The sequence below is a fragment of the Acinetobacter sichuanensis genome (genome assembly GCF_003024515.2).
Classification (GTDB): Bacteria; Pseudomonadota; Gammaproteobacteria; order Pseudomonadales; family Moraxellaceae; genus Acinetobacter; species Acinetobacter sichuanensis.
This window is the reverse complement of record NZ_PYIX02000046.1, coordinates 1-26,671: the sequence shown is the minus strand read 5'-3', so window position 1 is coordinate 26,671 and position 26,671 is coordinate 1. Positions and strand designations below refer to the sequence as shown.

Genomic DNA, 26,671 nt, shown 5'->3' with positions numbered 1-26,671 from the left:
AATTATAACGCATTACGTATAAGGTGTATTATGTTAATTTTAGAAAATCTTTCTAATCAGAAATTTAGTTTTCTATTAAGTTCTATAGTGCGGATCTAAGCGTAATACTGTATTCACATCATATTCAGCATCAAAAAAATCACAAATTTTTGATACCTTACCTTTAATTAATAATTTCTTATCTAGATAGATGATCAATTTATTTTTATTTTTATCGAATATTACTCTTCCCCGAGGTACATCGTCATATTCAATTTCCCTTAGCTCAGAAAATTTATTTCGTAATTCATCCCAATAAGATACATGGTTGTAGGCACTATCAATCATACCTAAAGAATCTGAGCTATTAATATCAAACTCATGAGAAATACCAAGAACTTGATTTTTATAAAACCAAAATATACCTATTTTCAATGTTATTCTCCTAAGTTTTCATATATAACTTAAAAAAAATTAAGCAAGTAAACATACTATGATTGAATACTCAGAAAATTTAAATAAATTAAAAAATAACCTTATTACACATAAGGATTATCACCCTCTTTTACAAAAAATCAGCTTACCTTTCATTCCAGATTTTTTAGATAGTTCTTTTGACCAATCCAAAAATAAAGTAGTAATTGTTGGCCAAGAAACTTCTGGATGGGGGAAATTGAAATTAGATAGCTTTATATTAGGAAATTTAAGTACAAATGAATTAATTTCTGAAAGTAAAATTAGATACCGTAATCTTTATGAAAAGCCACCTGTGAGATCACAATTCTTAAAATTCTTAGGTAAAGTCAAAGAAAAAAATAATAACGAGTATATACAATGGTTAAACTTCTACTTCTTTGATTATAATAAAAAATCTTTTAACTTATTGAATTCAAAAAATAAAAGTATAGATTTGTATGAGCATCTTAAAGATATATCAATAGAAAACTTAGTAAATCAACTTGATAGATTAGAACCTAAAAATATTTTTTTCTTAGGTGCATATCATGGAAATTGGGAACAGTTGAAACTCAATTATGTTAATGACGAAGATATTCTTAACTTCAAAGAATCTATAGAAGGATTTAGCGTAAGATTCTGGAATAAAAAGACTTTAGTAATTCGACTCCCTCATCCTGCTTCTCGTGTTCCAAATAAAGGAAAAATTCAACAACAAGCTTTAACTTACTTTGATATTTTTAATAATCAAGCGGAGCAAAATCCTGAAAAATTTAAAGAATTGATAAGAGATAAATTACTTAACTAAAATATATTTAACATAATGGGCGTTATACGAAATGCACAAATTGAAAAATATAAAAATCAAAAACTTATGATATAAATTATTTGCTCGATGATGTTCAAAAGCCGACTTGGAAACAAGTCGGCTTTTTTATGAGCAGTTTTGATAGTTCTTGCCAATAAATTTGACTAAAAATTACGCTTCTCAACTTGAGTTATACAATTTTGTGATACATTATTGTATATACAAATTTGAATGTTTTTTATGGAACAGTATTTTGAATGGGATGAGGCTAAGAATCGAAAGAATCAGAAAAAGCATGATATCTCTTTCGAAACTGCAAGCCTTGTTTTTGAAGATCCATTACGGATCTCAATCCAAGACAGACATACCGATGGTGAAGAACGTTGGCAAACCATTGGACGAGTTAAAGGCGTACTAATGTTATTGGTGGCTCACACCATTTTTGATGAAGATGACTGTGAAATCATACGAATCATTAGTGCAAGGCAAGTGACTAAAGCGGAGCGAAACAAATATGAGCATGGTTAGATACTCACGCAAAGAGCTGAATGAGAAATTTGGTGAGAAGCAAGATGCTGAAATTCAACGCTTGCTTGCTAAAGGCACGGTTCCTGATGATCAGCTAGATCTATCAGATATTCCTGAAATTACCGATTGGAGCAGTGCTGTACGCCAAAATCAATTTTACCGCCCAGTGAAGCAACAAACTTCAATTCGGTTAGATGCTGATGTACTTGCTTGGTTCAAAGCACAAGGCAAAGGTTATCAAACACGAATGAATGAAATTTTACGGGATGCTATGCTGAAAGAATTAAAAAATCATCAATAAAAATGGGAGCTTAAGCTCCCATTTTTGACTTCGCATAACGCCCATTATGTTAATTTTAGTTTTCCTTAATACGACAAAAATATCTACTTCATTTCACGAGAATTTCTTTTGCTAAAAGTTCTTCTTTCGTTACACCGAAATATCTTATTTCTAATTTAGGCCTGCCTAACATCTTTAAAAGATTGTTTTCATCATTTATATTTTTTATAGCTTTGCTTACACAATCAATTACGTCATTAGTTTTAGAAATAGCTTCTTTTTCAGATACTTGATCGCTTACTTTTCGAGATATTAAGTCATCAAAATATATCCTATATTCTTCACAAACTAGATAAAAATAAGGGTCTAATCTATCTAAATCATATTCAGATTCAAAGGGTTTACGATCTAATAAATCTTTTTCAGGATAAATAATCAATTGTCCTGCATCGAACCAAAACTCCACAGAAAAATTATCAAACTCAATTCCATTTAAATCATTACTAAAATTTTGAAAATACTGTAATAAAAGATTTTCTATATCCTCTAAAAACTCTTTATTCTTAATATCAAATATTAAAGATTCATTAGAAATAGCTTTGATACAATCTTCTTGAATATCTAACCCCTTTAAAGTCATTTTTACTCCATTTAAATTTTTAGGTTTTGGTGCATTAAGAATTTTGATTAACTTAACATAATGGCGGTTATACGAAATTCACCGTTTCGAGCCCCAAATATCAAGTTTATTTCTTGCATAAATGTATCCTATAGGATACATTCTACTTATGTACTCAATATATACCACTGAAGTCTTTGATGACTGGTTCACCAAGTTAAAAGACCAGCAGGCAAAAAGACGCATACAAGTCCGAATTGATCGGGTTGAAGATGGAAACTTTGGAGATACTGAGCCGGTCGGTGAAGGTGTTTCTGAATTACGTTTCTTCTTTGGGCCAGGCTATAGGATTTATTACTGCAAGCAAGGGCAAAGGGTTGTTATTCTTTTAGCAGGCGGAGATAAGTCTACGCAAAGTAAAGATATAAAACTTGCCCTGCAATTGGCACAAGATTTAGAGGAGGAGCTATAAATGGCTATTAAACTTCGCAAATGGGACAGTGCTGAGCATCTTAAAACAGAGGATGATATGCAGGCTTACTTACAAGCATGTATTGAAGAATCTAATGGCGATGCCGCATTCATTGCAAAGGCTTTAGGTAACATTGCAAAAGCTAAAGGAATGGCTCAATTATCACGAGATACAGGCTTAGGCCGAGAAAGTCTTTATAAAGCACTTTCTGGTGATGTTAACCCTAGTTTTGATACTGTGATTAAAGTTGTAAAAGCACTGAATTTACGCTTAGCAATTTAAAAAAAGTTATTAAAAAATGGAGCTTTAGGCTCCATTTTTTATGTTATTCACCAATTAAAATGTCTATGCGATAAACCATTTAAAATGTCCTGTTTTTAACTGCAAGAGTCAAGCACAGGATTTAAATTTCTTTGTTCAATAACCGCTTTCTGAGCTTTACGACTCGGCATACTTTTCTTGAGACGGGAACGTTTATTTTGTTTTTCCAACTCTTCATGCTGTTGCTGGATATGCGCCAGAACCGAGCCTAATCTTTTATTCTCAACCACTTCATTCTGCTGTAGTCCAGCCAGTTTATTGAAGACACTATAGTTGATCTTCCGTCCTTCATGCATGATCGCCACAGTGCCATCCGGGTACTCCAGAAATGAAATGTATTGCCCAACAAGCTTATGATTCAGCTCTGTCGGTTCAAGCAGATAAATACACTTGTCATAGGTAATCGTCAGGTTCTTGGTGACCTTACGCGGTTCCTGCCAGGTGAATATATCCTCCAGCTCAGCATCAGACTCTGTTAGCGGACGATGTAAGTTCTTTGAATTTCGCGCACACTTGGCGAACTTCTGGTTGAAATGCTCAATAAAGCAGGGTAACCAGGCATTGGCTTCGGCAATTGAACTGATGCCTTCCAGACGCATCTCCTTGATCAAACGGTCTTGAAGGGTTCTATTCGCGCGTTCTACGCGACCTTTAGCCTGTGGTGAGTTGGCAAAGATAATATCAATGTTTAACTCATTCAGAATCCGGCCAAATTGCGTGATCTTGCTGTCCTGGCTCGATTTCTGGTTCACTCGGAAGACCGAATGTTTATCGCTATAAAAGGCCAGAGGCTTACCGTATTGTTCAATGTAGGCTCGGGTTGAAAGCATATAGTCGAAGGTCGTTTCTGCCTCACAGAAGCGCAGATGCAACAGCTTTCCAGTGGCATCATCGATATACACCAATAAACAGCACTTAGCAGCGCGTCCTTCGAACCAGTCATGATATGAGCCATCAATCTGGATCAGCTCACCGAAGCAATCACGGTTATAGCGTGGCTGGTATGGGCGTTTTAGACGTTTGGATCGCGGAATCCAAAGGTCATTTGCAGTCATCCAGCGCCGAAGCGTTTCTACCGGGATATTCAGGTCAAATATGCTGCTGAGCTTCTCATGGGCCAAGGTAGGTCCAAATCCCAGCAGATGTTCAGAAATAATGGAAAGACATTGCGATTTTAATAAATCGTCATGGCGACGATGGCCAGGTTGACCACGGCTGGCATGCGCCATACCTGAAACACCATCTTGATTGAGCTTCTGTAATAACCGGGTAATTTGACGGGTTGAAAGATTAAGGATTTCAGCAGCACGGACTTGTGTAATACGATGATCTCGAACGTCTTGCAGAACAGCAAGACGTTGAATTTCTTTGTCAGACATAGTGATCAGCATCTATATTTCATATCCAGTCCATGATGTTTAAACCATCATAAACTAGACATTTTTATTGGTGAGAATATAGACATTTTGAATGGTGAGTAACATTTTAATTTCGTATAAGGTGTATTATGTTAATTTTAGAAATTCTTAATTTCCATCTATCCAAACTTGCTTGATCCAATCTGCTAAATCTTCCCACTGCTCATCGCTATATCCATCTGCTGTCCAATATCTAATTTTATGATTAGGAGATAGGCAATAATAACTACCATTATCTTCACAAATAGGTAGCCAATCTTCTGGCAGACCTTGCTCCCTAGCATCATTTAATATCTGAGATAGCCCTCGATAGCATTCTTTCTCATCTGTAAGAGACGCTAATTCAATTGTTCCATAAAAGATATTGCTAATCTCTTTCAAAACTTTTTTATAATCTTTTGGAAAAATAAAACCTATTTTTCGTTCATAAGCAGATATGAAAATATCATCAGGTAGTTCTATGTTTAGACGACTATTCCCAGATAGTTCTTTTAATTCTTGAATAATGTTATCAAGCTTATTTTGCATATACATTCTGCTCTATCGCATTAAAGTTCTTACTACAATTTAACATAATGGCTGTTATGCGAAACGAGATCTACCAGCTCTCGTTTTTTGTTATGGAAACTGCTAAAATTCAAATACGCCATTGACGTATAAAGAGTCCATGTTATTTATTGAAACCAGCATCTTTACCAAGCAAATTAAAGACCTTGTATCTGATGAGGAATATCGTCAACTTCAGCAAGATCTTTTGGTACAGCCTGATAGAGGTGACCTAATCAAGAATGGCGGTGGTATTCGCAAAGTACGTTGTGCTCAAGGTAACAAAGGGAAAAGTGGTGGGATACGGGTGATTTATTATTGGGTCACCGAGGATGATCAGATCTTTTTCTTAGTGGCTTATCCAAAATCAGTAAAAGATAATTTAACAGATAAGGAAACCGCCATTCTGCACCAACTCGTGAAGGAGCAATTTCATGGATAACAACTTATTTGATGACTTGGTTGCTTCAATCAAAGAAGCTGGAGCTATCAAACGTAAAGAAGTTAAAGCAAGCCGAGTTACAGAACTCGAATTGCCTGATATTAAAGAAGTACGTGAAAAAACTGGCTTGAGCCAAAATGAATTTGCTGCACGTCTACATATTAGCCCCCGTACCCTGCAAAATTGGGAACAGGGACGACGCTATCCAACTGGACCAGCAGCTACATTGATTCGAATTTTAGATGCTCACCCAAGCCTTATTTGAAAAAATTACTTAAAAAATGGGAGCTTAAGGCTCCCATTTTTATTTCGTATAAGGTGTATTATGTTAATTTTAGAAAATCTTCACTACTATTATTTTAAAATAAGCCTTATATCCAAGCATAAAACAAGGTTGTCTAGACTTCTTTTAACAGTAAAGTTATCATAAAACTGAATTTTATTTTTTAGGTAAGTTTATGCATTCTATCCGCATTCGTTAAGACACAACTATTTGCATAGTGACACTATTTTATAATGGTGGGCTTTTGTTGTGTCTTTAAGAATATATGCGGATATATAAAGTAAAAGTATGCTTAATTTATAAGTATGCTTTTAGTGCATAGTTTCCAGTTATAACTTAATTGACTAGCTATTTGTCCACCCTGTGGATGAATAGCTTTTTTTTTGGGAGGACACTGTGATGCTAGCTTTTGTTTTCACCTAAATCCTGTTTGCTGCATAAAAAATTTCAAGAGCTAAACAGGAGTAAATAAAAATGAGTTTAATTATTAAAGCGAGAAACATACGCTTGGATTATGCTGGGCGTGATGTTTTGGATATTGATGAATTGGAAATTCACTCTTATGACCGTATTGGTCTTGTGGGTGATAACGGAGCAGGAAAGAGTAGTTTACTCAAAGTACTTAATGGCGAAATTGTTTTAGCCGAAGCGACATTACAGCGTTTTGGTGATTTTGCACATATCAGCCAACTGGGCGGAATCGAAATAGAAACGGTCGAAGACCGGGCAATGTTATCTCGCCTTGGTGTTTCCAATGTACAAAACGACACAATGAGTGGCGGAGAGGAAACTCGTGCAAAAATTGCTGCCGCATTTTCCCAACAAGTACATGGCATTCTAGCGGATGAACCAACCAGCCACCTTGATCTCAATGGAATAGATCTACTTATTGGTCAACTTAAAGCATTTGATGGAGCATTACTTGTTATCAGTCATGACCGATATTTTCTTGATATGGTTGTAGACAAGATATGGGAGTTAAAAGACGGTAAAATTACGGAATATTGGGGTGGTTACTCGGATTACTTGCGTCAAAAAGAAGAAGAGCGACAACACCAAGCCGTAGAATATGAGCTGATGATGAAGGAACGGGAGCGATTAGAATCTGCTGTGCAAGAAAAACGCCAGCAAGCTAATCGATTAGACAATAAGAAAAAAGGAGAAAAATCCAAAAACTCTACCGAAAGTGCTGGACGACTTGGGCATGCAAAAATGACTGGCACCAAGCAAAGAAAACTGTATCAGGCAGCTAAGAGTATGGAAAAGCGTTTGGCTGCATTAGAAGATATTCAAGCACCAGAGCATTTGCGTTCTATTCGTTTTCGTCAAAGTTCAGCCCTAGAACTGCACAATAAGTTCCCGATTACGGCAGATGGTCTGAGCTTAAAATTTGGTAGCCGTACTATCTTTGATGACGCTAACTTTATAATACCGCTTGGCGCTAAAGTCGCTATAACTGGATCGAATGGAACAGGGAAAACGTCCTTGTTAAAAATGATATCAGAACGTGCTGATGGATTAACCATATCTCCAAAAGCTGAAATTGGCTACTTTACACAAACAGGATATAAATTTAACACGCATAAATCTGTGCTCTCCTTTATGCAGGAAGAGTGCGAGTACACAGTTGCGGAAATTCGTGCAGTATTGGCTTCAATGGGGATCGGAGCGAATGATATTCAAAAAAACTTATCCGACTTATCGGGAGGTGAAATCATCAAACTGCTTTTATCCAAAATGCTTTTAGGAAAATATAATATTTTGCTTATGGATGAACCAGGAAACTATCTTGACCTAAAAAGTATTGCCGCATTAGAAACAATGATGAAGTCCTATGCAGGAACTATTATCTTCGTATCTCATGACAAGCAATTGGTCGATAATATTGCTGACATTATCTACGAGATCAAAGACCACAAAATCATCAAGACTTTTGAGAGAGATTGTTAATGATAGCCAATCTAATCCGAACATTAATTATTGAACTCTTTAAAGGAAATTAAAAATGACAATTCAAGATATTCAATCACTTGCTGAAGCACACGGCTTGTTGCTTACGGACAAAATGAATTTCAATGAAATGGGCATTGATTTTAAGGTCGTTTTTGCTCTTGATACAAAGGGGCAACAATGGTTGCTGCGTATTCCTCGTCGTGATGGCATGAGGGAACAAATCAAGAAAGAAAAACGCATTTTAGAATTGGTAAAAAAACATCTTTCTGTAGAGGTTCCTGATTGGAGAATTTCATCTACAGAATTAGTGGCTTATCCCATACTTAAAGATAATCCTGTTTTAAATTTGGATGCTGAAACCTATGAAATAATTTGGAATATGGACAAAGATAGCCCGAAATACATAACATCTTTGGCAAAAACCTTATTTGAAATCCATAGTATTCCTGAAAAAGAAGTTCGGGAAAATGATTTGAAAATTATGAAACCTTCAGATTTAAGACCTGAAATAGCAAACAATTTGCAGTTAGTAAAATCTGAAATTGGTATAAGTGAGCAATTGGAAACCCGCTACAGAAAATGGTTGGATAATGATGTTCTATGGGCAGATTTCACCCAATTTATACATGGCGATTTATATGCTGGGCATGTACTAGCTTCAAAGGATGGAGCTGTTTCAGGCGTTATTGATTGGTCAACAGCCCATATAGATGACCCAGCGATTGATTTTGCTGGGCATGTAACTTTGTTTGGAGAAGAAAGCCTCAAAACTCTAATCATCGAGTATGAAAAACTAGGGGGTAAAGTTTGGAATAAACTATATGAACAGACTTTAGAAAGAGCAGCGGCCTCTCCTTTGATGTATGGTTTATTTGCCTTAGAAACTCAAAATGAAAGCCTTATCGTTGGAGCAAAAGCTCAGTTGGGAGTTATATAATTTAAAAATATGATTGCTGAGAACTGCCTTGTTTTGAAACTTGGTTGGCTTTAATTAGTTTTTAGTATTCTTTATAGAAAATGCCTCGATCAAGGGGCATTTCTAACAATCATTTAACATAAAATTTCTTATGTGAAGTAACCTGAATGCAGCGGTGCCCCATTGGGGGCGCGTTGAGATAAGCCTCTTTTAGATAACTTTAGCAACTCGATAGACAGTTGCAACTCCACAATTCACTGCTTTGGCAATTTCTTCCTTAGTCATATTGCCAACTACTAGCAATTCTTTTATTCGTTTATGTTTAGCCTCATTTGCCTTCTTGCCTGTTGGTTTGTAACCCGAACGTGCCAGGCCCTGCTTAATACGTTCTATACGTTTCTCATTGTCTAGGCGGGCCATTGTTGCCAGAAGATCAATCAACATATTGTTGATGAGTTCCAAGATTGAATGAGTAATGCTGTCACTGGTTTGAATCATTTGGTAGGTAGTAGGAAGATCTGCTACGACTAAACGAAGTCCCTTCTCCTGGATCCTGCGCTTCAGCTCTTGAAAATCTCGTTGGGTTAGGCGTGATAAGCGGTCAATACTTTCAACTAACAATGTGTCACCTTGATTTGCTTCTGACAGTAGCTTATTCAATTCAGGTCGGTCTAACTTCGTACCACTATAGTTTTCCACGTACACAATGGTTTCACCCAAATTCAAGTTTTGGTTTAGATCCTGAAGAATCTGCAAAGCCCTTTCTGCATCTTGATCTTTAGTTGAAGCTCGTAGATAAATACGTGTATTCATTTCTATCATTTAATCTTAATTCTATTAGATTAATGATAATACTATCATTTAATTATTGCATTAAGTCTAATGATAGATATTGTATGCGATTTGGCTCGCTATCATTCAGGTATAGTCTTTTGATAAAAAAAGCATGACTAAAAGCCATGCCTTGGGAATTCGTATAACGTGTATTATGTTAATTTTAGATAAACTATAGAATCCATTAGTTTTTAAACCAATAAATTAAATATTTTATGGAACTCCAGAATATTTATTCAGGCGATACTTAAGCAATAAGGGTAGGGTGATTACATAAAGTATTGCAGCTAATGCCCATACCATTCCAGGAGCTGATGCCTGAGTCATAAAATAGAGGCTAGTAACTAATACAGGACCAATTATAGCCCCCAGACTATTAAAACTGCTTAATAGCCCTTGTAATTCACCTTGTCTTTCATCACTAATACCTCTGGACATCATTGCTTGCAAAGCAGGAACGGCTACTCCACCAAGGGCAAACAATGGTAACAACGCAAAAGGCACCCATTCTTCAACAGCAATAGATAAAAGAAGTAAACCAATTGCATCGCAAGCTATTCCACATAACAACGTATTTTTCTCTCCAAACCTCTTTACCATAGGGGCGATAGCAAAAGCCTGTGCAATAGAATGGCATATTCCATAACTAGCAAGGGAAACACCTGCAATAAATATACTCCAGCCATAACGATCCTGCCCATAGATAACCCATAAAGTTGCGGGGACTTGTGAAACCAATGTGATAATTAAAAAGATACCAAGCAATGGAGCCATATTAGGTTGAGTGATCAAATAGGATAATTTCTTTAATATTGATTGCTCCTGAACCTTCTCAGTCATTTTATTGCTGTGTTTTGATTCTTTTAATAAGACTGCTGTCATTATTAAATTAATCCCATTCATAAAAGCAGCAGCAAAGAACGGTGCATGTAAGTTCCATTCACCCAAAACTCCACCTATTACCGGACCCGCTATAAACCCAATACCAAAGACAGCTCCAAGGAGACCAAACCTTTTTGCACGCTCATGGGCTGGAGTAATATCTGAAACATAAGCTGTTGCAACAGCCATGTTGGCACCTGTAATTCCCGCAAAAATACGACCAATATATAGCCACAATAGAGAAGGAGCAGCAGCCATTAGGAGATAATCAGCCGTTGCACCAGCAATTGAAATAATTAATACAGGTCGACGTCCAAATCGGTCACTCAACGCTCCAAGGATAGGTGCAAAAATGAACTGCATCAGAGCATACACAGCTAATAAAGCACCATAGTGAACACCGCCTGCTTCAGCTCCAGCCAATGACCGTAATAATTCAGGCAAGATCGGCATAATTAAACCAATCCCAACAGCATCCAGAAATATAGTGATTAAAATCACGCTCAATGATTTCTTCACAAATGCCTTCTCTAGCAATGATAGAATTAATATTCTCTCACACACTCCCTATCAGTGATAGATTTATGAGTAAAAAAGATATTGCACCTCAACGTCTGACACGTGAAATAGTCCTGCGTACCGCATTGGATATGTTGAATGAAGAAGGCATAGATTCAATAACCACACGCAAGCTAGCTCAACGATTGGGTATTAAATCTCCAACTCTATATTGGCATTTCAAGAATAAATCCTTGTTAATGGAAGCAATGGCGGAAACCATTATAAATGAACACCATTTAGTTTCTTTACCCATCGATGGGATGACATGGCAAGATTGGTTGCTCGCTAATTCTGTAAGCTTTCGTCGAGCACTACTAGCTTACCGTGATGGTGCTCGTCTACATGCAAGAACTAGCCCCAGTCAAGGACATTTCAACACGATTGAGGCCCAAGTTGCGCTGTTATCTCATGCTGGGTTTTCTCCTGTTGAAGCAGTTGCATTACTTATGACATTAGGAAGGTTTATTGTTGGGTGGGTCCTTGAGGAGCAGCAAGAAGAAATAAGATCAGACCCACCATTCGAAGCCGATCCAACTATATATCCACTCATGCTCCAAGGAGTGAATACCTTACAAAATATGAATGCGGATGACATTTTTGAAAATGGGATTCGTATGGTGATTATCGGTGCTGAAAGACAACTTGATATTAAAATGCAAACTTAACTCTATACTGCTTTAAGCAACTGTTCTATTTAGTAATAAAGCTTTTATCCTTAATTATTTAACATAATTATAATTCTCAAAGGAGTAGAAAAGGCACTACCCCACAATTTTTTTCTCTCAAAATGTCATTCACTGTCATTTTTTAGTGGCAAGTACCAGGTGCAATTCTTTTTACGGTGTATTACACCGTAGATGTTTTGAGTGAGCTTAGCTGGCACCGTAAAAGTTTTGATCGACAAAATATCCAAAGTCAACTGGACTGTTAATCCATTTGCTAAACAAAACGTGAAACAGCAAATTATTGTAGTCTATATATTTTTCATAATTGTTCACGATACCTAAGTTCAGCAAGTTTTTTTCAAACTCAATGCGTTCAATGGGTTCTGATTTCACAAATGCATGGATGGATGCTTTGATTGTGGGAGGAAAATAAAGTGTCATCCTAACTACAGGACCCTGCAACGTAGCAATTCCTGCAAAAATCCATTTAAAACAATGACTTATTTCAATTCTGCCATCTGCAAGCGTTTTGTGGGGATGGAGGCCGGAATCATTAAAGTATCATCCTAATTTTCGCTCAACCTTGGAAAATGCTGAGAATCGTAAAAATAAAGTTTCATCCTTTCCGCTACTAGTTCAAGGCTTTCTTCCGGCCGCCGGCAACAACGCTGCTTGGCTGAGGCGATCCACTTGCGCTACCGCTCACTGATCAGATCGAACTTGAACTCGACGAGCAGCCAACCATCAGGCCGAGCGTGATCGCCAAAAAAAACGGATCATGCGAAATCCTTCGTTGAGTTTGGCGCGGGTTTTAGCAAATCAGCTGGCCCGCGATCCGGTTGAGAGTGATCCGAAGCGGTCCTTGACGACCGGCACAAATCGGCCGATTCTGTTGAAAAAGTAGCTTTAGCGGCAGCCTGCCGATCAGGTGTGCCTGCTGTCGAAGTGGCTGCAAGCCACTTCAAGTTGCCTTCCGGCGTTTCACTGAGCGTCCTTGCTCAGGTTTAAGGGTTAATTTGAGGGTTTCTGCTCGTAGCAGGCATACCTATCCCGTCAGCGGTGGCCCTTGAGGCAAAAGCTTGGCCATGCGGCGCAGGTTCTGCACCATCGCAGCCAAGGTGAATTCGTCAGTGGCACCCGTTAGGCCACGCAGTCGTAAACGGTCGAGTTTCATGATCCGTTTGAGGTGGGCGAAAAGCATCTCCACCTTCTTTCGTTCGCAGCGAGAGACGAGGTACTCCGGTGTCTTGGCGATGCGTCGAGCCACGTCGCGGGCAGCCTCATGGATGCTGCGGACGATCTTCCGATTCGGCGTGTTGGGGCAGCATTTCGCTTTCAACGGGCAGGTGGCGCAGTCGGTTTGGCTGGAGCGGTAAATGACGGTTTTGGCCTTAGTTACCCGCGACCTTTGCTGGGTGAAGGCGCGCCATTCACTGCGTAGCGGTTTGCCGGCTGGGCAGCGATATTCATTGGCGTCCTGACTCCAGTGAAAGTCGTTACTGGAGAGGCTGTCGTCCTTGCGCTCGGTCTTGTCCCACACCGGCACATGCGGTTCGATGTCCTTTTCTTCGACCATCCAGGCCAGCATCGGGGCGGTGCCATAAGCGGTATCGCCGATAAGGCGTTCCGGTGTGAGATCGAACTGCGCCTCGACACGCTCGACCATCGTCCTAGTCGAATCGACTTCGGCGGTACGGTGCGCCGGGGTAGCTTCCACGTCCATGATCACACCGTGCTCAGTGTCGATCAGGTAATTCGTGGAGTAGGCAAAAAAGGCCGGGCCACCTGGCGCTGCTGTCCAACGGGACTGAGGATCAGTGAGCGAAATTTTCTTGGGAAGAGCCTCAGCCAGCGCCTCTTCATCAAGGGCTTCGAGGTACTCGCGCACTGCGCGGCTGCTGAGCTTTGGATCGTTCCAATCGACCTCATCTCCCGCCACCCCACGTTGCCGGCTGGCATCCGCCTTAATGATGCTGGCGTCGACGGCGAAACCTTCACCCTTGACTAGGCCGGCTGCCATGCAGCGCCGCAGCACCTCATTGAATAACCAGCGGAATAGATCGCTGTCACGAAAACGCCCATGGCGATTCTTCGAGAAGGTCGAGTGATTGGGGACTTCGTCTTCCAGACCCAACCGGCAGAACCAGCGATAGGCCAGGTTCAGGTGCACCTCTTCGCACAATCGCCGCTCGGAACGAATGCCATAGCAAGTAGCCGACGACCAGCATGCGCACCATCAACTCCGGGTCAATCGAGGGACGCCCGATGGGGCTATAGAAATCTGCCAGGTAGGCACGTAGATCACTGAGATCCAAGCACTGGTCGATGCTGCGCAGGAGATGTTGGGCCGGGACGTGATCTTCCAGATTGAACGAGTAGAACAGGCGCTGCTGTCCTCCCGGTAACTGTCCCATCATGCTGTTCGCCCCCACGCTCGCTGACAAAGCAATTTTGCCAACGGCATGGGGAGGCCGCTACTTTTTCAACAGAATCGGCCGCACACAGCCATTCGGCTCAACAGAACCCTGCCTTTACCCCACCAAACTCCGGAAACTCGCCCGGTAGTCCGTCGGCTTGAGATGCACATGTTGGCTGAGGTCGCCGGGTAGCGTGAACAGGCGCGGACCGTCCCGAAACTGGAACACGCTATACAGATGGAATTGATCGCCCGCCTCCTTGGAGAATTCGAGTTCGTTGTGGCTGACCAAGAAAGACGAGCCTACCCCGCCATTGGTGGTTTTCACCTCGATGAAGCGCTCATGGGCGTCCTCTTCGAACGACAGGATGTCGAACCCCGCACCGTCTCCCTGGGTGTCGGACACCCAATCCAGCCGCTGAAAAAGCTCTGGGTGGCCGAGCTCGGTCAGGCGTTGCTGTTCGTAGCCAATCACCCACTGCTCCCCTGCCCGGCCCAGCTTGCGGTTGGCTTCATCGCGAGCGGCATAATCGAACTTTCGCGGTAGGCGTTGCCGTAGAGATGCCGGGGTACGCACAAGCACTTCACGGGCGGGTGGTTCTACCAAAGCCGCTCGGTAGGTTTTGTCACCCGGAAGTTTTACCTCCTCCAGGGCATCGACAAGAGCGCCGACCGTCTGCTGATGTTCCAGAACGTAGGCGTGTACGGATTTACGCAGCAGCAGTTGGCTGTTGCCGCGTGGCTTGTAGCCGTTGATATAGGGCAGGCCCAGGGCATCGAGTACGGCGCTAATGTTCTGGTGCTTGAGCTCGACTGAAGACTTGCTGCGACCGTTCAGCAGTTGGCGCAGTGCCTGGTTGTGCTCGGACTTGTTGTACGGCTCCCCAGCCGCCTCGGCACGCAGCATGTCGAAATAGTCTTCGACCGTGGCCAGGACCTCTTCTTCGGACCAGTCTTCGCCGATGCGAATGATGCGAAACCCGAGCCGCGTCAGCGCCGGAACGACGGTCGCCTCGCCACCGGAGAAGCTGTCAGCAGTGAGCGGGCCCTGCTCGGGAAATTGCTTGCCGAAGGCCACACCGGCGATGGCCTTGGAATCGCAATCGGTGCCGGTCTTCGGATCACGTACCAGGAAGTCGCGGGACTTGCCGTAGCCGTGGCGCGCCAGGAATTTCGTGCGGCCCAGTTGCACGAACTCATCGATGGCAGCCTGCACGGCGGCGGGGCTTCGAAGCTGGGAGAGTTGAGACACAGGGTCCTTCCTTACTGTCATGGTGTGCCGGGAACCGCCGAGCCACGAGATTATGAGTAGCCCCTGAACAGAAACGTCACGATAAAAGCCGTGAACGCCACCAGGCCCATTAAATCCCTTGCGTATTTGCAGCCCGTGCTGTCCAAACCTGTACCAGGTCCGATCAACACGCTCCAACCATTGAGGTACGAAAACACCGCCTGACCGAACAAAAAATGCGTGATAGCCGCCGCAGCCATGACGCCGGAATCGTCAGACAGGCTGTAGCTGTTGACCATTGCCCTGTACGCCTGCATCTGAAATGGCTATTGCCCTGATGGGAGCCGGCTTTTCAGCCACCGACACCAGCGATGCCGTCAATATTCTTTACCCGATAACCATGACCGTACAAGCTAACAAGACCTGGCAAGCCAGCGGACTTAAAAAGTCTTTTTTTCTACCATCCCACAAAAAAGTTCGTGGTGGAGAAAAGATAAGCTATGCAAGGCTTTAGGAGACGTGGTTTTTCAGGATGACGAAGAACGATTCGGCGCTAGGTGCAACATAGGTGCATCGCACGAGCGCTAGGAACGGCGAAAAAAGGCGGACGTGGCGAAATCGGTAGACGCAGCAGACTTTAAAATTGGAGTGCCCGCGGGGAAATCCGCGGAGTAGAACCGCTCAAAGTCGGGGAACGCTAACGGGCAATACCCTAAGCCAATCCCGAGCCAAGCCCCTTCGGGGGAAGGTGTAGAGACTGGACGGGCGGCGCCTAAAGCCTTCGGGCAATGGCGAAGGGACAGTCCAGACCACGAACGTCATCAGACGGCGGCGAAAGTCGAGGTGGTACGAAAATCTGCTTCTCTGTGAGAGTACGGGTTCGAGTCCCGTCGTCCGCACCACAAAGCCAAACATCCCTGCGATGATCGACCTCTGGGCGTTTGGTCGTGAGCCCGCCACCCTCGCGCTACGCTTTGCGCAGGCGTCGAAGGCGATCAGGTGCGCCCATCGATTCCGTCGAGCACCATCGCTGCGAGTTCATCGCTGGTGTGTGCACCACTATCGAGAACACGGGTTGTGCATGGAAGCCGTTCCCTTGCGGCCAAGCATCGGGCGACATTCGCTAATCGCCACTCTCGAATCTCCGCATTTCGATTCGGGTCAGGATGCATGGTCTGGTTCGCGATCCGGTGACGCAATAGGTCCTCGTTGAGCGTCAGAAAGATGTGCAGCAGCTGATCGTCGATCCGCCTTACCCCGTCGAGTATCTCAGTCAGATAGTCCGGGTGCACGAGCGTCATTGGGATGATGATGTCCTGCGAGTAATTCCTTCGAATCTCCCTGACCGCCGCGATCGTAAGTCCCCTCCACAAGGGGAGATCCTGATAGTCTCCGCTCGCTGGCATGGGGACCGTTTCTTTCACCACGAACCCGATTTCCTCGGGGTCAAAGATCAGCGATTTGGAACGCCGATCGCGCAGCCGCTTAGCGAGCGTCGTCTTTCCGGCGCCGAAAGGTCCGTTGATCCAGATTATCATTGTCGACGGCCTCTAACCTGAAGGCTCGCAAGAGCGCTCGACGGCCTCGTGCGGAGGCACGATCGGAGTGGTTCCGAAATGCTTCTCAAGATAGGTGACGCCGAACGTCACGATGTCCTGCGCGTCGAACAGGTAGCACTGAGCAAAGCCCACGACACCTTCTCGATGGCGACCGAGCTTCACGTAAGCATTTGCTATAGTTTCAACCGCATCCGGCTTTCCTTCGATAGCAAAGCAATCGAGAATGCCGTTTGAATCGTAATCCGATGCCGTTTTCCAGGCGACTTCACCGTCTCTTCCAAGCATCGGCATCTCATACGTCACCCACCGTTTGTTGGGGATATCGGCAACCGCCTCGGCGTAGTGCAATGCGGTAACGGAGTTTAGCGGCGCACCCAACAGCAGGGCCTTCCCGCCAAGGCGAACGAACCGCTCGACGGGCGATCCTTCCCCCAAGGCGTGACCGAGTTCGTGAGGCTCCGTCAGCGTTTCAGCCAGCGGACCAACCGCGACCATCGATGCATCGGGGTGCGCGCTGCGCCGCGCGCCGGGGGCTTGAACCAGAAATTGATTCAGCAGGCCGAACCCACGGTAAGTCCCGGCTGTTGCGGGATCGAACGGCAGCCAGGTACGGCGGGCTTCGTCATCCAGCCGAGCGCCATTCAGAGTCTCCTCGTAGGGTGATCGGTCCCACGACGCGTATCCCATCACAGTGCCAGTCGGCCCAACCGCGGAGCGTAACGCGGCAACGACCGTCTCCGCTCCTCCTTCGACCGGACCAATCGCTTTAAGTGAGGCATGCACCATCAAGAGGTCACCGGTTTGGACTCCGAGTTTTTGAAGCGCCTCCGTTATTGCCTTCCGCGTATGCATCGCGATATCTCCTCTAAACTGCAAAACACTATACCTATCGAGATATCACTCTACTATACCTATCGAGATATAGTCAAACCGCTTAATTACCCATACACTCGTTAAAGAAACGACTAAAAAGCTTATCTATTGAGTTAACCAACCATTTTTTCCTTTTTGCTTTCACCCATGCCCACATTTTTTCAATAGGATTAAGGTCAGGACTATAAGGTGGTAACCAAAGTATTTGATGCCCATGTTGGCTTAATAGATCTTGTATATCTGGTCGTTTATGGAAGGCTGCATTGTCCATGACAATTACACTATTCGAGGGTAGTTCTGGTAATAAAAACTGGGTGGTGTTTTAAAAAGTATGCTGACATTAGGTGGTGTTTTAAAAAGTATGCTGACATTAAATGAAGCCATTATTGATGTAAAAGAAGGTTAAGTCGAAGGCTTTAAAATGGTTTTCAAGCTTTTTGGAGAAATTGCAACTTCTTCTAAAACCACGCCTTATTCGATGCCTTATTTTGCAATTATTACCTTCAATTCCTACAGTAAACAACTTACCAATACTTTGCTTGCAGTTTTTAAAAGCAGTGATGAAACTGTCCCAATGATCACTTGCAATTCGGGTGTAGTGAATACCTAATTGTTTAAGCTTTGTCTTCAACCTTTGGACTGTAGCTAAATCTCTCTTACCCCAAACATAAGCAACAATCTCACCTGTTTCTCGATGGTAGGCGTAAATAAGCCATTGTTTATTATTTTTATTTCCAACAAAAGTCCAGAATTCATCTACTTCGAGAGATTCATAATGACTTTGTTTAGGCTGAATTTGATAGGCCGATTCAGTTAAAGTCCGTAAGACTTTACCGATACTAATGCGCTCAACTTCAGCGATATCTCGTATACCGCTGCCTCTGACCATTAACTGTAATATTTTACGAGTAATGCCAGAATTACATCCTAGATAGCTCAGAGCATGGTCACCAATAAACTGACGTTTGCAGTCTTTGCATTGGTAGTTTTGTTTCCCATCTACTTTGATGCCATTTTTCTTTATACTGTCACTGAGGCAGGTTGGACATTTGATTTCTAGAGTTATTTGCATTTCTCTATTTTATCAAAATTCAACCTGCTTTTTTTTAGCATACTTTTTGATACACCACCCGAACAACTTCTACCAGTAAAAAATTAACCCCGAAAAGTTCAATGTGTTTTTCAATCTCTTCAACAGGGATTTCCAACTGCATTGTAGATACGAGGCTTTCTACGTGGACCAGTGGCTTACCAATTTGCTGTAACTTTTCATAAAGCTCATTTGCATTCATGGGTTGGTTCAATCCGTTTTTTATATTTTATTCAGCACAGCCAATGTCGCATTGAGCATATCGACTGAAACCTCTAATTTTTTTGCTAAACGGGCCATGTGGCCGTCATCAAGTATTCTTAATGCCTTATGTAATGAAGTATAGTTTTTTAGCTCTGAAAACTCTTCAATTTTTTCATTGATATAGACATCATCTAAACCAGCTTCTTCAAAACACTCAATTACAGATAAGCCAACATATGAAAGTTTCTGTTTTTTAACATATGTTGATTGTTTTTGGTCTATTAAACCAAGTTTCACAGCAATTTTGTGGCTTTCACCACGCTTAGGTAGTCGATTGTTTGTGATGACCCTTGTATTGAAAAATTCTTTTTTTACTTGTTCAAAAGTCTTAGCCATTACGGGCACCATCAAAAGTTAATTATTTCGATCGTTTACGATATATCTTTAGAAGTACAAGAAGCGAATAAATTATTAATCTTGGTTCGCTCTAGCGCGTGGATGTGCATCTTTATAAGAACTAATCAACGTTTCGTGATCTACAAGAATATATACTTGTGTCGAAGATAGTGATTTATGACCTAGCATTTCCTGAACGGCGCGAATATTTTTTGTTTTGTTATACAAGTGCGATGCAAAACTATGTCTCAAAGCATGAGTACTACCAATATGTCCAGAACCATGCGCCTTTAACAGAGCTGTAATGCATGCACCTAAATGGTTTTTCGCAATATGTTTGCCAGATGGTGCAATGAATAAATATCCGCAGTCTTCTACTCCAGCTTTTGAAATCCAACGATTACGAACTAAAAGCCAAGTAGAAATAGCCTCTAGTGATTTTTTTCCTAAAAAAACAATCCGTTCATTATTTCCTTTACCCAATACCTTTAGTTGCATAGCACTGAGGTTGATATCACTTAGTTTGATGGCATGTAATTCAGAGATACGTAAACCGCCAGAATAAGCAATTTCTGCAGCTGCTAGATCTCTTAACTTTTGATTATTGTATTTCGGATTTAATGGCGTCTTGTTATCAAGTATCTCATTCAACGTATTCACGGCGATCGGGCGCGGTAAGCTTTGATTTTTGAACTTAACCCGAATGTCAGAAAAGAAGTTTTCAGGTATATATTCCTTACGCAGACAATAGTTCAGGAAGTTTTTTAAAGCTGATAAATTTTTGTTGAGTGTTCTTGCAGAAACAATATCAACATCGATTCGATGCAACCGAAATGATGTGATGTAATCGCGGTCTAGTTCCAATAGATGTTTACCTTTAAAAAAAGGCATTTCTAACATCAAAAGTAAGCTCTTTTTGTATTCATTAATTGTCATGTCGGACTTATTTTCAAGCTTCAGGCTATCCAGCCATTCTTGAATCAATTCCTCATTCGTCATGCTATGCATGGAAAGGTTTTCCGACATAATAATGCTTAAAGCTCTTGGATGGTTTTTTCTAGCTGAACCTGTTCGTCAGCCTTACTTAATTTTATGACATTTTGCACAATATCCATATATTCTTTTACTGATATTTTGCCATCTGCTTTCGCTGCGTCCACAGTTTTGCGTAAAAATGGATTATCTGAATATTTTTGGAATAAAGTGAAGGCTTTAAGGTCATTCAACGCGTCTGCATTAATTGAGCCATTAGAATGTTTAATGATGCAATTTTTCACCTGGTTTTCAGGTGTTTTGATGTAAGTAACTTCGGGCATAAATAGTTTGTATTTTGTAACCAATTGCACCTCATTAGAAGCTAAGCAACTGTATACAATTTGCGATATTGGTTCTTTTGGACCACTAACACTCCACCCTCCCGTAACCATTAAAAATGGGATGTTTGAATACGTGTATTTGAATGTATCATCAACCAGCTTATTAAACTCATATGCTGTCGATAGGTAGCGATCTTTTGTAAAAACATCAACATGTGACATATCCTTCGGAACTTCTGTGCATCCCCCGATCATGATTACAGATGCAATTGAAAGAAGTAATTTCTTCATAGTTCTAACCTTAATTAGATATCCTTTCTAAGTTACAAGTAACTTTTGCTTAGGCTACGGTTAATATTTATCCAGGAACAAAATAAAGCGGTCGATAGTGACCGCTATATACATTAGAAATTGAATTTTTCAGTGTTGTACGCATAGATTTTATTAATATCAATGCGTTTACCTTGCATGGTTGTTATTGCAGTTGGTTGGAATTTAATTGCAAGATCTTTAATTTCAACGTCTTTCCATTCTGGCATGGAAGACGGTATATCAATAGTGCGGCGCTCTTTGGTACGGGTAGCTGGTATCCAGTGGTTTAACTTAACCATTGAGTCACCTAACAATGTACCTCTTTTGCGATCAACAATGCGTAAGTTTCCTTCCACCGAACGTATTTTTAAACCAGAATAGTTATCAATTCCATAAGTAAATGTGTTTTGGTTTTTACCGTAAAAACGTACTGTAAATTGATCGCGCATATAATAATCGTAATGTGCTTTTAATACCTGAAGCATAGTTTCACGATCTACAACATTTTCGACAATATCTTTGTCAGTACGTAAGGACTGCAGTTTATTAAGTGCTGGTTCAACATTCAATTGTTCGTCTGATACGTTTGGATTAACTAAAGGGTTACGTTGAGGGTAGAAAATATCGTTTAAGTAAGCTGTGTGCTGAACTAATAAATACATCGCTCGTTGTCGAGTATTCATCTGTTGATAAAGGTGAGCTGTCGCTTTGTATCGTTGATTTGAATTGTTCTCAAAATAGCTATCAGACAGTTTATATTCGCTGATTTCAGGTGTAAGGCCACCAGCAACAACATTAAAGTTTTTAGATGGCGTTAAAAGCCCCACGTAAGCTTCTTTAAAGTTTGGATTTGGGGTTGGTACATCATCATAAGCAAAAGCAGTATGTGCTATTACAGTACCAAGGATACCCACCATCGCAGTTTTTAATAGTTTCATTCAGTATTCTCTGTATAACTTTAAAAGGGTTTTATGTTTGAAAGTATAATACTTTATTTTTGTGCATTTAAAAAACCACTATTTAAACTTAAAGTAAAAATAATAATATTTCTTAAACCTATTTAACGCCATTCGTTAAACTATCGCTTAATCTCATTAGTCTTTTAAAGGTCAGGTAGTTTTTTGGTAGTAGTTTAGAATTAAGCGTTAAATTTGAGCATTGATCTAAGTCAATTTGGGCATTTTGATCGATAGGAAAGAGTTGTCCTTGATATGCAAAACCAGTCGAATTTTTAGCGATCGACTCAATCAAAAATACACCGTATTTATCTTGTTCCGTGGCCACTGTACTTAAACCACCTAAGGATGTAATCAGGTTTTTAAAATATCCTGGTATTGCGTTCTTAGTGCGTAAGAATTCTATTTGATTTTCAAATGCTTCAGGTGTGAGACATAACATAAAAGCATTTTTCTTTTCTTCTGGCGTTTCAAATACCTTGCCATTGGTCCACGACAGGATATTCGGCTTGAATACATGCAGTACTTCAACCGATTTAAGAAGATCCGCTACATTTGTTTTATGTTGTTCATCGGCTTCAGGCACAAACTGATTTTTGGTATATACCGCAGTACAAAACCACTCATAATCAATTAGCTGATTATCGGCATCTAATGGTTCATACAGCAAATACACGGCGCTATCACGCTTAATGGCCAACAGTGGTGATACTGCATATTGTTCTGCAAACTGAGTGATTGCATCCAAGAGCTCACTTGATATGTTGAGTTTTTTGGCATTGAATTCATCGCAAATTAACAGTAATTCTTGAGTGAGTGTTGGTACCACGTTTAACGGCGAACCAGTCTTGTTCAGCATCTCGTTAATAGCATTCTCAATTGCCCCTTTTGTTAGGCTATTGATGAACTGCAGCTGCTCTAATGAGATCCCTTCATGATCCAAAGCCTGTATGACCAGATCAAAAGCATGACGAATTTTCTTCTCAAAATGGTTTGCGTACGATAATCCCCAAGCGTCAGAAAAAAATGAGACTGTTTGTTCTGTATAGCTGGTATTCATTAGGGTTTTGGCAAGTTGCGCGTTACCGATTAAGTCACTTTCATCTTCTAATTTTTTACGCAAGTACTTCTCAATACCTTGTTTGCGAACGTACTGGATCTTCTTCAGGTTTTGACTTGATAGCCAAGTCTTATATTGCGATACAGCATATTGAATGTTCATATCGGCATATGCAGTAATACGGCAAGGTATACCATCAAAGAACGTTGGTAGAAGCACCTGTAAGAGCTCTAAATCACAAAGAGAAGCATAGATAACGCCGTCAGCCACTTCAAGGTCTGTAATCTTCACTGAGAATGAGTGAATACCGACTCGAACCAGTATTAATTTATCGGTATTTATTAGCACCGCATCATAAGAACTTTCACTGGTGATATTGTTTGCTTTAACCCATTTTTCCCAATGGTTAACGATATGGCCAGAAAGCGCTTCACGAGTATCGAAAGGTTGATCTAGATCTGCAGTTGCACTTATGAACGTATCTAAGCTAAACGCATATCGTAAAGGCTTTAGCTCGATATATGTCTCAATCGCTGTTGTATGTTGCTGAATACCATTAGTAATGCTTTGGAGCTTCAGTGCATAGTTCAAAGCCTCAAGCTGGAGCACTTCATCATCACCGATCTGCTGAAACACCGATGTAGCATATGAAAAATTAGTTTGTTCGCCGTGAATATAACGTCTTTCTTGCCCAATCTGCAGATACAGATTTTTGGCATCAGATTGGACTAAATCTAGGTAATTTTGTGGCTGAAGATCCTGAGCAAGTTGCGTAAAAGGTATTTTAATTTTTGATACTTTAGGTGCTTTTTTTAAACCTTCAATTGATGTCGGAAATTCAATAACATCTAAAATAAAATCTAGGTTTAAAGTTTTAACATCTATGATCAAATGGTTTTTATAAAAACGTCCAATCAGGTTATTAAAAAAACAAACTTGGGTTTTATGGTTTAGCATAAATATACCTTTATGAATCTTAAAGATCATCTTATAATAGTAGTATAAGTTTTAATACTATTTATCATGTGGTATTTTTAAACAAAGATAAAACTTTTAGTGAGTTGTTTCATGACAGAATCAGTTGTACCAAATAATAGCGCTTCAGAGAACGCACAAATACCAGGTACGATCGGAACATCAGCCGTTGCAGAACACAAGGGCGATAGTTTTAACGGCACAAGCATCATCACGATTGGTCGAGTTGACTTAAGTAGTTCTATTGAGCCTCTATTTGTACCAGTCTCAACATTGTGGTCCATCACACCGGGTAATTATCCTTTAAGCGCAGAAAATATTAAAAACTGCACGGCAGTACGATTTGAGGGTGAAGAACTACTTACCCAAAACTTCGCATTAGGCTCAATTGTGGTTTATAAAATCAATGGTGTTTTAGGGAACCATGTAATTGTGGTCAGTGAGGATCGAGACGGCGGTAACGATAACCGTGCGATTTACTGCAATAGCTTCAATACAACATGTAATATCTTATCTCAGTACGGTATTGCCTTCGCTGAGCTATATCGCCGCAAAGTATTAGAGCTTGATCAAGTCCTCTATACCAACCTCAATAGATCCCTTTTACAAACTCTCTATGTAGAAAATGAAACTGACGTTATTGATTTAGAGTGGAATACAAAGCACCACCCTACTCTATACGTTCATGCGTCAAACTTAGTTGCATCTGAAGAGCACGGTTTTGTGAAATATGATGGTCGTATGGCTGGTATTGGTACCTTTTCTACAAAATGTCTAACTGCAGACCGTAACGGCAACTTAATTAAACCAGAGCTAGCCTTCCTCAATAACATTATTGAAATTAATGTTACTGAAAAAGATGCGTTAGAGTTCTTGAATTGCTCTATTACGAATAACCGCTTCTTTTCGCGTATGGTTGATCAACTCAAAAGTGCTGGTCGTAAAGAATATGACTTCATCACGAACAACATTGATTTCTTCGCCGTACATGTGAAGCTTAACCTTGAAGAAGATCGTCCTAAAATTACGCGAATGGTTTTAGCACCAGATTTACCAATTCTGGAAAACTATTTGTATAAGCAATACGATCCAACCTACCTTGGTGAAGCCGTTGACGACTTAATTCAGTAATACAGATCTAAAAAAGCTAAAAGCCTACAATGTAGGCTTTTTTTTTGATCACGACTATTATCACTTGGAGTATCACGATCTTCTGACTGAATAAGATTGCGAACTCTAGGAGCAACACCCTGATCCCAAGAATATTCTTTACATATAGGAACAGGTAAAAAATAACTTTAAAAAAATAATATAGTTTGTTCCTAAATATTCCTTACCTGTTTAGTGATTAAGGCGCTTTAAAATTCAATTGGATTTTATAAGTGTTCAAGACATCTGCTATAACAGTACCTTCAGGGATCTCAATCTTATCCCCTACTTTGTATGTGTTCACAAATTGCCAAAACACCGCTTTTTCTTGTGGATCTAAACGAGAAAGGATGTATAGATAAGCAGATTCAAGCTGTTGTTGGCTTGCATAACTATCTACTGATACTACTGGCGTAGTTGCGAAGTTATAGTTCAATTCATCAAGAAGAGCTTCATATACAGTCGTACTTGCATACTTGCTGTATTTACCCTTGTTTTCAGGAACCGTATAGCCGTGGTTGTAATTGATCATACGAGCAACGTAACTGGCCAATAGTTCCGAGTTTTTAGGGTTTTGCTGTAAATAGTCTTCCAGCTTGGATTTATCAGCTTCGTGCGCCGTTAAAACCACTTCCCCGTTATTAATAACATTCAAGTTAAGTTTAATGCTCTTAATTTTACGAGGCGGTTGTTCAAATTCCGCACCATTAAAGCGATGTTTAACATTGATATAGTATTGTTCAATTGCATTCGCTTTAACTAAGGGAATTGGTGAAGATGATACAATTGGAGTTTGTGAGACTTTAACGGTTGTGTTGTTGGCATAGAGGTGTGCTGATAGCGAGATTGTACCAATCAGTAAAGCTAAAGTACGTTTATTAAATACCATTTTAAACTTTTCCAGTGAAATAGTCGGTGTTATTTGTGAGAACCAGTTTTACTTTTAAAACTGCTTCTAAGCTGTCTTTACAAGATTATACTATTTTTAACATTGCATCACTAATAGTCCTTAAACATTTTTAGTTAATTCGTATCAATCACCGTTAAAACTATCTAATATGTTTAAGAAGTTTAAGCACCCTTTAAAAATTGTTGTGTATTAGGTTTATGGAAACGATTTTAAATTCCTTTTTGTTAAAGTCTATAATTTATTCATTATTGTTTTATATAG

General features: G+C 40.7%; 30 protein-coding genes and 2 pseudogenes. 12 read left to right on the top strand and 20 right to left on the bottom strand.

What is annotated here, in order from left to right:
* Positions 1-75: 75 nt before the first annotated feature.
* Entirely contained in the window at positions 76-414 is a 339-nt protein-coding gene (locus tag C9E89_RS18765; RefSeq protein WP_032073153.1) for a hypothetical protein, read from the bottom strand.
* A gap of 58 nt (positions 415-472) precedes the next feature.
* Between C9E89_RS18765 and C9E89_RS18760 the strand changes: the two genes are divergently transcribed.
* From C9E89_RS18760 to C9E89_RS18750, 3 genes are all read left to right on the top strand, one after another.
* Positions 473-1,243: a hypothetical protein gene (locus C9E89_RS18760; protein ID WP_032073134.1), complete on the top strand. Its 771-nt coding sequence runs from the start codon at positions 473-475 to the stop codon at positions 1,241-1,243.
* 240 nt (positions 1,244-1,483) lie between these two features.
* A complete protein-coding gene (locus tag C9E89_RS18755; RefSeq protein ID WP_000438825.1) occupies positions 1,484-1,771 on the top strand; it encodes a BrnT family toxin in 288 nt (95 codons plus the stop codon).
* The gene (locus C9E89_RS18750; RefSeq protein ID WP_004728120.1) at positions 1,758-2,072 is read left to right on the top strand and encodes a BrnA antitoxin family protein; all 315 of its coding nucleotides are present in this window, start codon (positions 1,758-1,760) and stop codon (positions 2,070-2,072) included. Before C9E89_RS18755 ends, C9E89_RS18750 begins: the two co-directional genes overlap by 14 nt.
* A gap of 88 nt (positions 2,073-2,160) precedes the next feature.
* Here the strand turns inward: C9E89_RS18750 and C9E89_RS18745 are convergent, their stop codons facing one another.
* Complete coding sequence (locus C9E89_RS18745) at positions 2,161-2,691, bottom strand: hypothetical protein (protein WP_000172759.1); 531 nt, start codon at positions 2,689-2,691, stop codon at positions 2,161-2,163.
* A 148-nt stretch (positions 2,692-2,839) separates the two neighbouring features.
* Here C9E89_RS18745 and C9E89_RS18740 point away from each other — a divergent pair, with 148 nt between their 5' ends.
* Complete coding sequence (locus C9E89_RS18740) at positions 2,840-3,142, top strand: type II toxin-antitoxin system RelE/ParE family toxin (protein ID WP_000286964.1); 303 nt, start codon at positions 2,840-2,842, stop codon at positions 3,140-3,142.
* Positions 3,143-3,424: an addiction module antidote protein gene (locus C9E89_RS18735; protein ID WP_000985609.1), complete on the top strand. Its 282-nt coding sequence runs from the start codon at positions 3,143-3,145 to the stop codon at positions 3,422-3,424.
* A 95-nt stretch (positions 3,425-3,519) separates the two neighbouring features.
* On the opposite strand, the gene C9E89_RS18730 is transcribed toward C9E89_RS18735, so the two are convergent.
* Together C9E89_RS18730 and C9E89_RS18725 are read right to left on the bottom strand one after the other, a co-directional pair.
* Positions 3,520-4,854, bottom strand: a complete 1,335-nt coding sequence (locus C9E89_RS18730) for an ISNCY family transposase (protein ID WP_107009803.1) — start codon at positions 4,852-4,854, stop codon at positions 3,520-3,522.
* Between the two features lie 135 nt (positions 4,855-4,989).
* On the bottom strand, positions 4,990-5,409 hold the full coding sequence (locus C9E89_RS18725; protein ID WP_001180106.1) for an SMI1/KNR4 family protein: 420 nt from the start codon (positions 5,407-5,409) through the stop codon (positions 4,990-4,992).
* Positions 5,410-5,548: 139 nt separating this feature from the next.
* On the opposite strand from C9E89_RS18725, the gene C9E89_RS18720 reads away from it, so the two are divergent.
* The 4 genes from C9E89_RS18720 to C9E89_RS18705 all read left to right on the top strand — a co-directional run bounded on the left by C9E89_RS18720 (position 5,549) and on the right by C9E89_RS18705 (position 9,042).
* The gene (locus C9E89_RS18720; protein ID WP_000897307.1) at positions 5,549-5,869 is read left to right on the top strand and encodes a type II toxin-antitoxin system RelE/ParE family toxin; all 321 of its coding nucleotides are present in this window, start codon (positions 5,549-5,551) and stop codon (positions 5,867-5,869) included.
* Complete coding sequence (gene nadS / locus C9E89_RS18715; RefSeq protein ID WP_000369781.1) at positions 5,862-6,134, top strand: NadS family protein; 273 nt, start codon at positions 5,862-5,864, stop codon at positions 6,132-6,134. The genes C9E89_RS18720 and nadS overlap by 8 nt, the downstream gene beginning before the upstream one ends.
* Positions 6,135-6,626: 492 nt before the next feature.
* Positions 6,627-8,102, top strand: a complete 1,476-nt coding sequence (gene msr(E) / locus C9E89_RS18710; protein ID WP_000052512.1) for an ABC-F type ribosomal protection protein Msr(E) — start codon at positions 6,627-6,629, stop codon at positions 8,100-8,102.
* Between the two features lie 55 nt (positions 8,103-8,157).
* Positions 8,158-9,042 carry an Mph(E) family macrolide 2'-phosphotransferase gene (locus C9E89_RS18705; RefSeq protein WP_000155092.1) on the top strand — a complete coding sequence of 295 codons (885 nt, stop codon included), beginning with the start codon at positions 8,158-8,160 and terminating at the stop codon, positions 9,040-9,042.
* Positions 9,043-9,231: 189 nt separating this feature from the next.
* Here C9E89_RS18705 and C9E89_RS18700 read toward each other — a convergent pair whose 3' ends face one another.
* Both C9E89_RS18700 and tet(39) read right to left on the bottom strand, forming a co-directional pair.
* The gene (locus C9E89_RS18700) at positions 9,232-9,843 is read right to left on the bottom strand and encodes a recombinase family protein (RefSeq protein ID WP_015060246.1); all 612 of its coding nucleotides are present in this window, start codon (positions 9,841-9,843) and stop codon (positions 9,232-9,234) included.
* Positions 9,844-10,068: 225 nt separating this feature from the next.
* Positions 10,069-11,256, bottom strand: a complete 1,188-nt coding sequence (gene tet(39) / locus C9E89_RS18695; RefSeq protein ID WP_004856455.1) for a tetracycline efflux MFS transporter Tet(39) — start codon at positions 11,254-11,256, stop codon at positions 10,069-10,071.
* A gap of 65 nt (positions 11,257-11,321) precedes the next feature.
* On the opposite strand from tet(39), the gene C9E89_RS18690 reads away from it, so the two are divergent.
* Positions 11,322-11,963: a TetR/AcrR family transcriptional regulator C-terminal domain-containing protein gene (locus C9E89_RS18690; RefSeq protein WP_004787586.1), complete on the top strand. Its 642-nt coding sequence runs from the start codon at positions 11,322-11,324 to the stop codon at positions 11,961-11,963.
* A 1,045-nt stretch (positions 11,964-13,008) separates the two neighbouring features.
* On the opposite strand, the pseudogene C9E89_RS18680 reads toward C9E89_RS18690, so the two are convergent.
* From C9E89_RS18680 to C9E89_RS18670, 3 genes and pseudogenes are all read right to left on the bottom strand, one after another.
* A pseudogene (locus C9E89_RS18680) lies at positions 13,009-14,380 on the bottom strand (IS1182-like element ISCfr1 family transposase).
* Positions 14,381-14,494: 114 nt separating this feature from the next.
* Positions 14,495-15,631: a DUF3883 domain-containing protein gene (locus C9E89_RS18675; protein ID WP_107009802.1), complete on the bottom strand. Its 1,137-nt coding sequence runs from the start codon at positions 15,629-15,631 to the stop codon at positions 14,495-14,497.
* A gap of 50 nt (positions 15,632-15,681) precedes the next feature.
* Positions 15,682-15,909: a hypothetical protein gene (locus C9E89_RS18670; RefSeq protein WP_000248278.1), complete on the bottom strand. Its 228-nt coding sequence runs from the start codon at positions 15,907-15,909 to the stop codon at positions 15,682-15,684.
* Positions 15,910-15,932: 23 nt separating this feature from the next.
* On the opposite strand from C9E89_RS18670, the gene C9E89_RS18665 reads away from it, so the two are divergent.
* Positions 15,933-16,124 (top strand): hypothetical protein, encoded by a 192-nt coding sequence (locus C9E89_RS18665; protein ID WP_038350023.1) that lies wholly within the window; start codon positions 15,933-15,935, stop codon positions 16,122-16,124.
* Between the two features lie 481 nt (positions 16,125-16,605).
* Here C9E89_RS18665 and C9E89_RS18660 read toward each other — a convergent pair whose 3' ends face one another.
* The 10 genes and pseudogenes from C9E89_RS18660 to C9E89_RS23880 all read right to left on the bottom strand — a co-directional run bounded on the left by C9E89_RS18660 (position 16,606) and on the right by C9E89_RS23880 (position 24,333).
* Positions 16,606-17,148: an AAA family ATPase gene (locus C9E89_RS18660; RefSeq protein ID WP_000587837.1), complete on the bottom strand. Its 543-nt coding sequence runs from the start codon at positions 17,146-17,148 to the stop codon at positions 16,606-16,608.
* Between the two features lie 12 nt (positions 17,149-17,160).
* Positions 17,161-18,021 carry an aminoglycoside N-acetyltransferase AAC(3)-IId gene (aac(3)-IId, locus tag C9E89_RS18655; RefSeq protein ID WP_000557454.1) on the bottom strand — a complete coding sequence of 287 codons (861 nt, stop codon included), beginning with the start codon at positions 18,019-18,021 and terminating at the stop codon, positions 17,161-17,163.
* A gap of 82 nt (positions 18,022-18,103) precedes the next feature.
* Positions 18,104-18,325, bottom strand: a pseudogene (locus C9E89_RS18650) (transposase); the annotation flags it as partial.
* 87 nt (positions 18,326-18,412) lie between these two features.
* Entirely contained in the window at positions 18,413-19,114 is a 702-nt protein-coding gene (locus C9E89_RS18645; protein WP_005005861.1) for an IS1 family transposase, read from the bottom strand.
* Between the two features lie 34 nt (positions 19,115-19,148).
* Entirely contained in the window at positions 19,149-19,334 is a 186-nt protein-coding gene (locus tag C9E89_RS18640; RefSeq protein WP_005006230.1) for a hypothetical protein, read from the bottom strand.
* A 20-nt stretch (positions 19,335-19,354) separates the two neighbouring features.
* On the bottom strand, positions 19,355-19,732 hold the full coding sequence (locus C9E89_RS18635) for a helix-turn-helix domain-containing protein (RefSeq protein ID WP_005006227.1): 378 nt from the start codon (positions 19,730-19,732) through the stop codon (positions 19,355-19,357).
* Positions 19,733-19,807: 75 nt separating this feature from the next.
* Positions 19,808-20,740, bottom strand: a complete 933-nt coding sequence (locus C9E89_RS18630; RefSeq protein ID WP_005006225.1) for a tyrosine-type recombinase/integrase — start codon at positions 20,738-20,740, stop codon at positions 19,808-19,810.
* Between the two features lie 26 nt (positions 20,741-20,766).
* A complete protein-coding gene (locus C9E89_RS18625) occupies positions 20,767-21,339 on the bottom strand; it encodes a hypothetical protein (protein WP_038350021.1) in 573 nt (190 codons plus the stop codon).
* A 113-nt stretch (positions 21,340-21,452) separates the two neighbouring features.
* On the bottom strand, positions 21,453-22,298 hold the full coding sequence (locus C9E89_RS18620; RefSeq protein ID WP_005006221.1) for a hypothetical protein: 846 nt from the start codon (positions 22,296-22,298) through the stop codon (positions 21,453-21,455).
* A gap of 118 nt (positions 22,299-22,416) precedes the next feature.
* Positions 22,417-24,333 carry a hypothetical protein gene (locus tag C9E89_RS23880; RefSeq protein ID WP_005006220.1) on the bottom strand — a complete coding sequence of 639 codons (1,917 nt, stop codon included), beginning with the start codon at positions 24,331-24,333 and terminating at the stop codon, positions 22,417-22,419.
* Positions 24,334-24,444: 111 nt separating this feature from the next.
* Here C9E89_RS23880 and C9E89_RS18610 point away from each other — a divergent pair, with 111 nt between their 5' ends.
* On the top strand, positions 24,445-25,482 hold the full coding sequence (locus tag C9E89_RS18610) for a hypothetical protein (protein WP_038350020.1): 1,038 nt from the start codon (positions 24,445-24,447) through the stop codon (positions 25,480-25,482).
* A 217-nt stretch (positions 25,483-25,699) separates the two neighbouring features.
* Here the strand turns inward: C9E89_RS18610 and C9E89_RS18600 are convergent, their stop codons facing one another.
* Positions 25,700-26,389: a hypothetical protein gene (locus tag C9E89_RS18600; protein WP_005006214.1), complete on the bottom strand. Its 690-nt coding sequence runs from the start codon at positions 26,387-26,389 to the stop codon at positions 25,700-25,702.
* Positions 26,390-26,671: the final 282 nt, after the last annotated feature.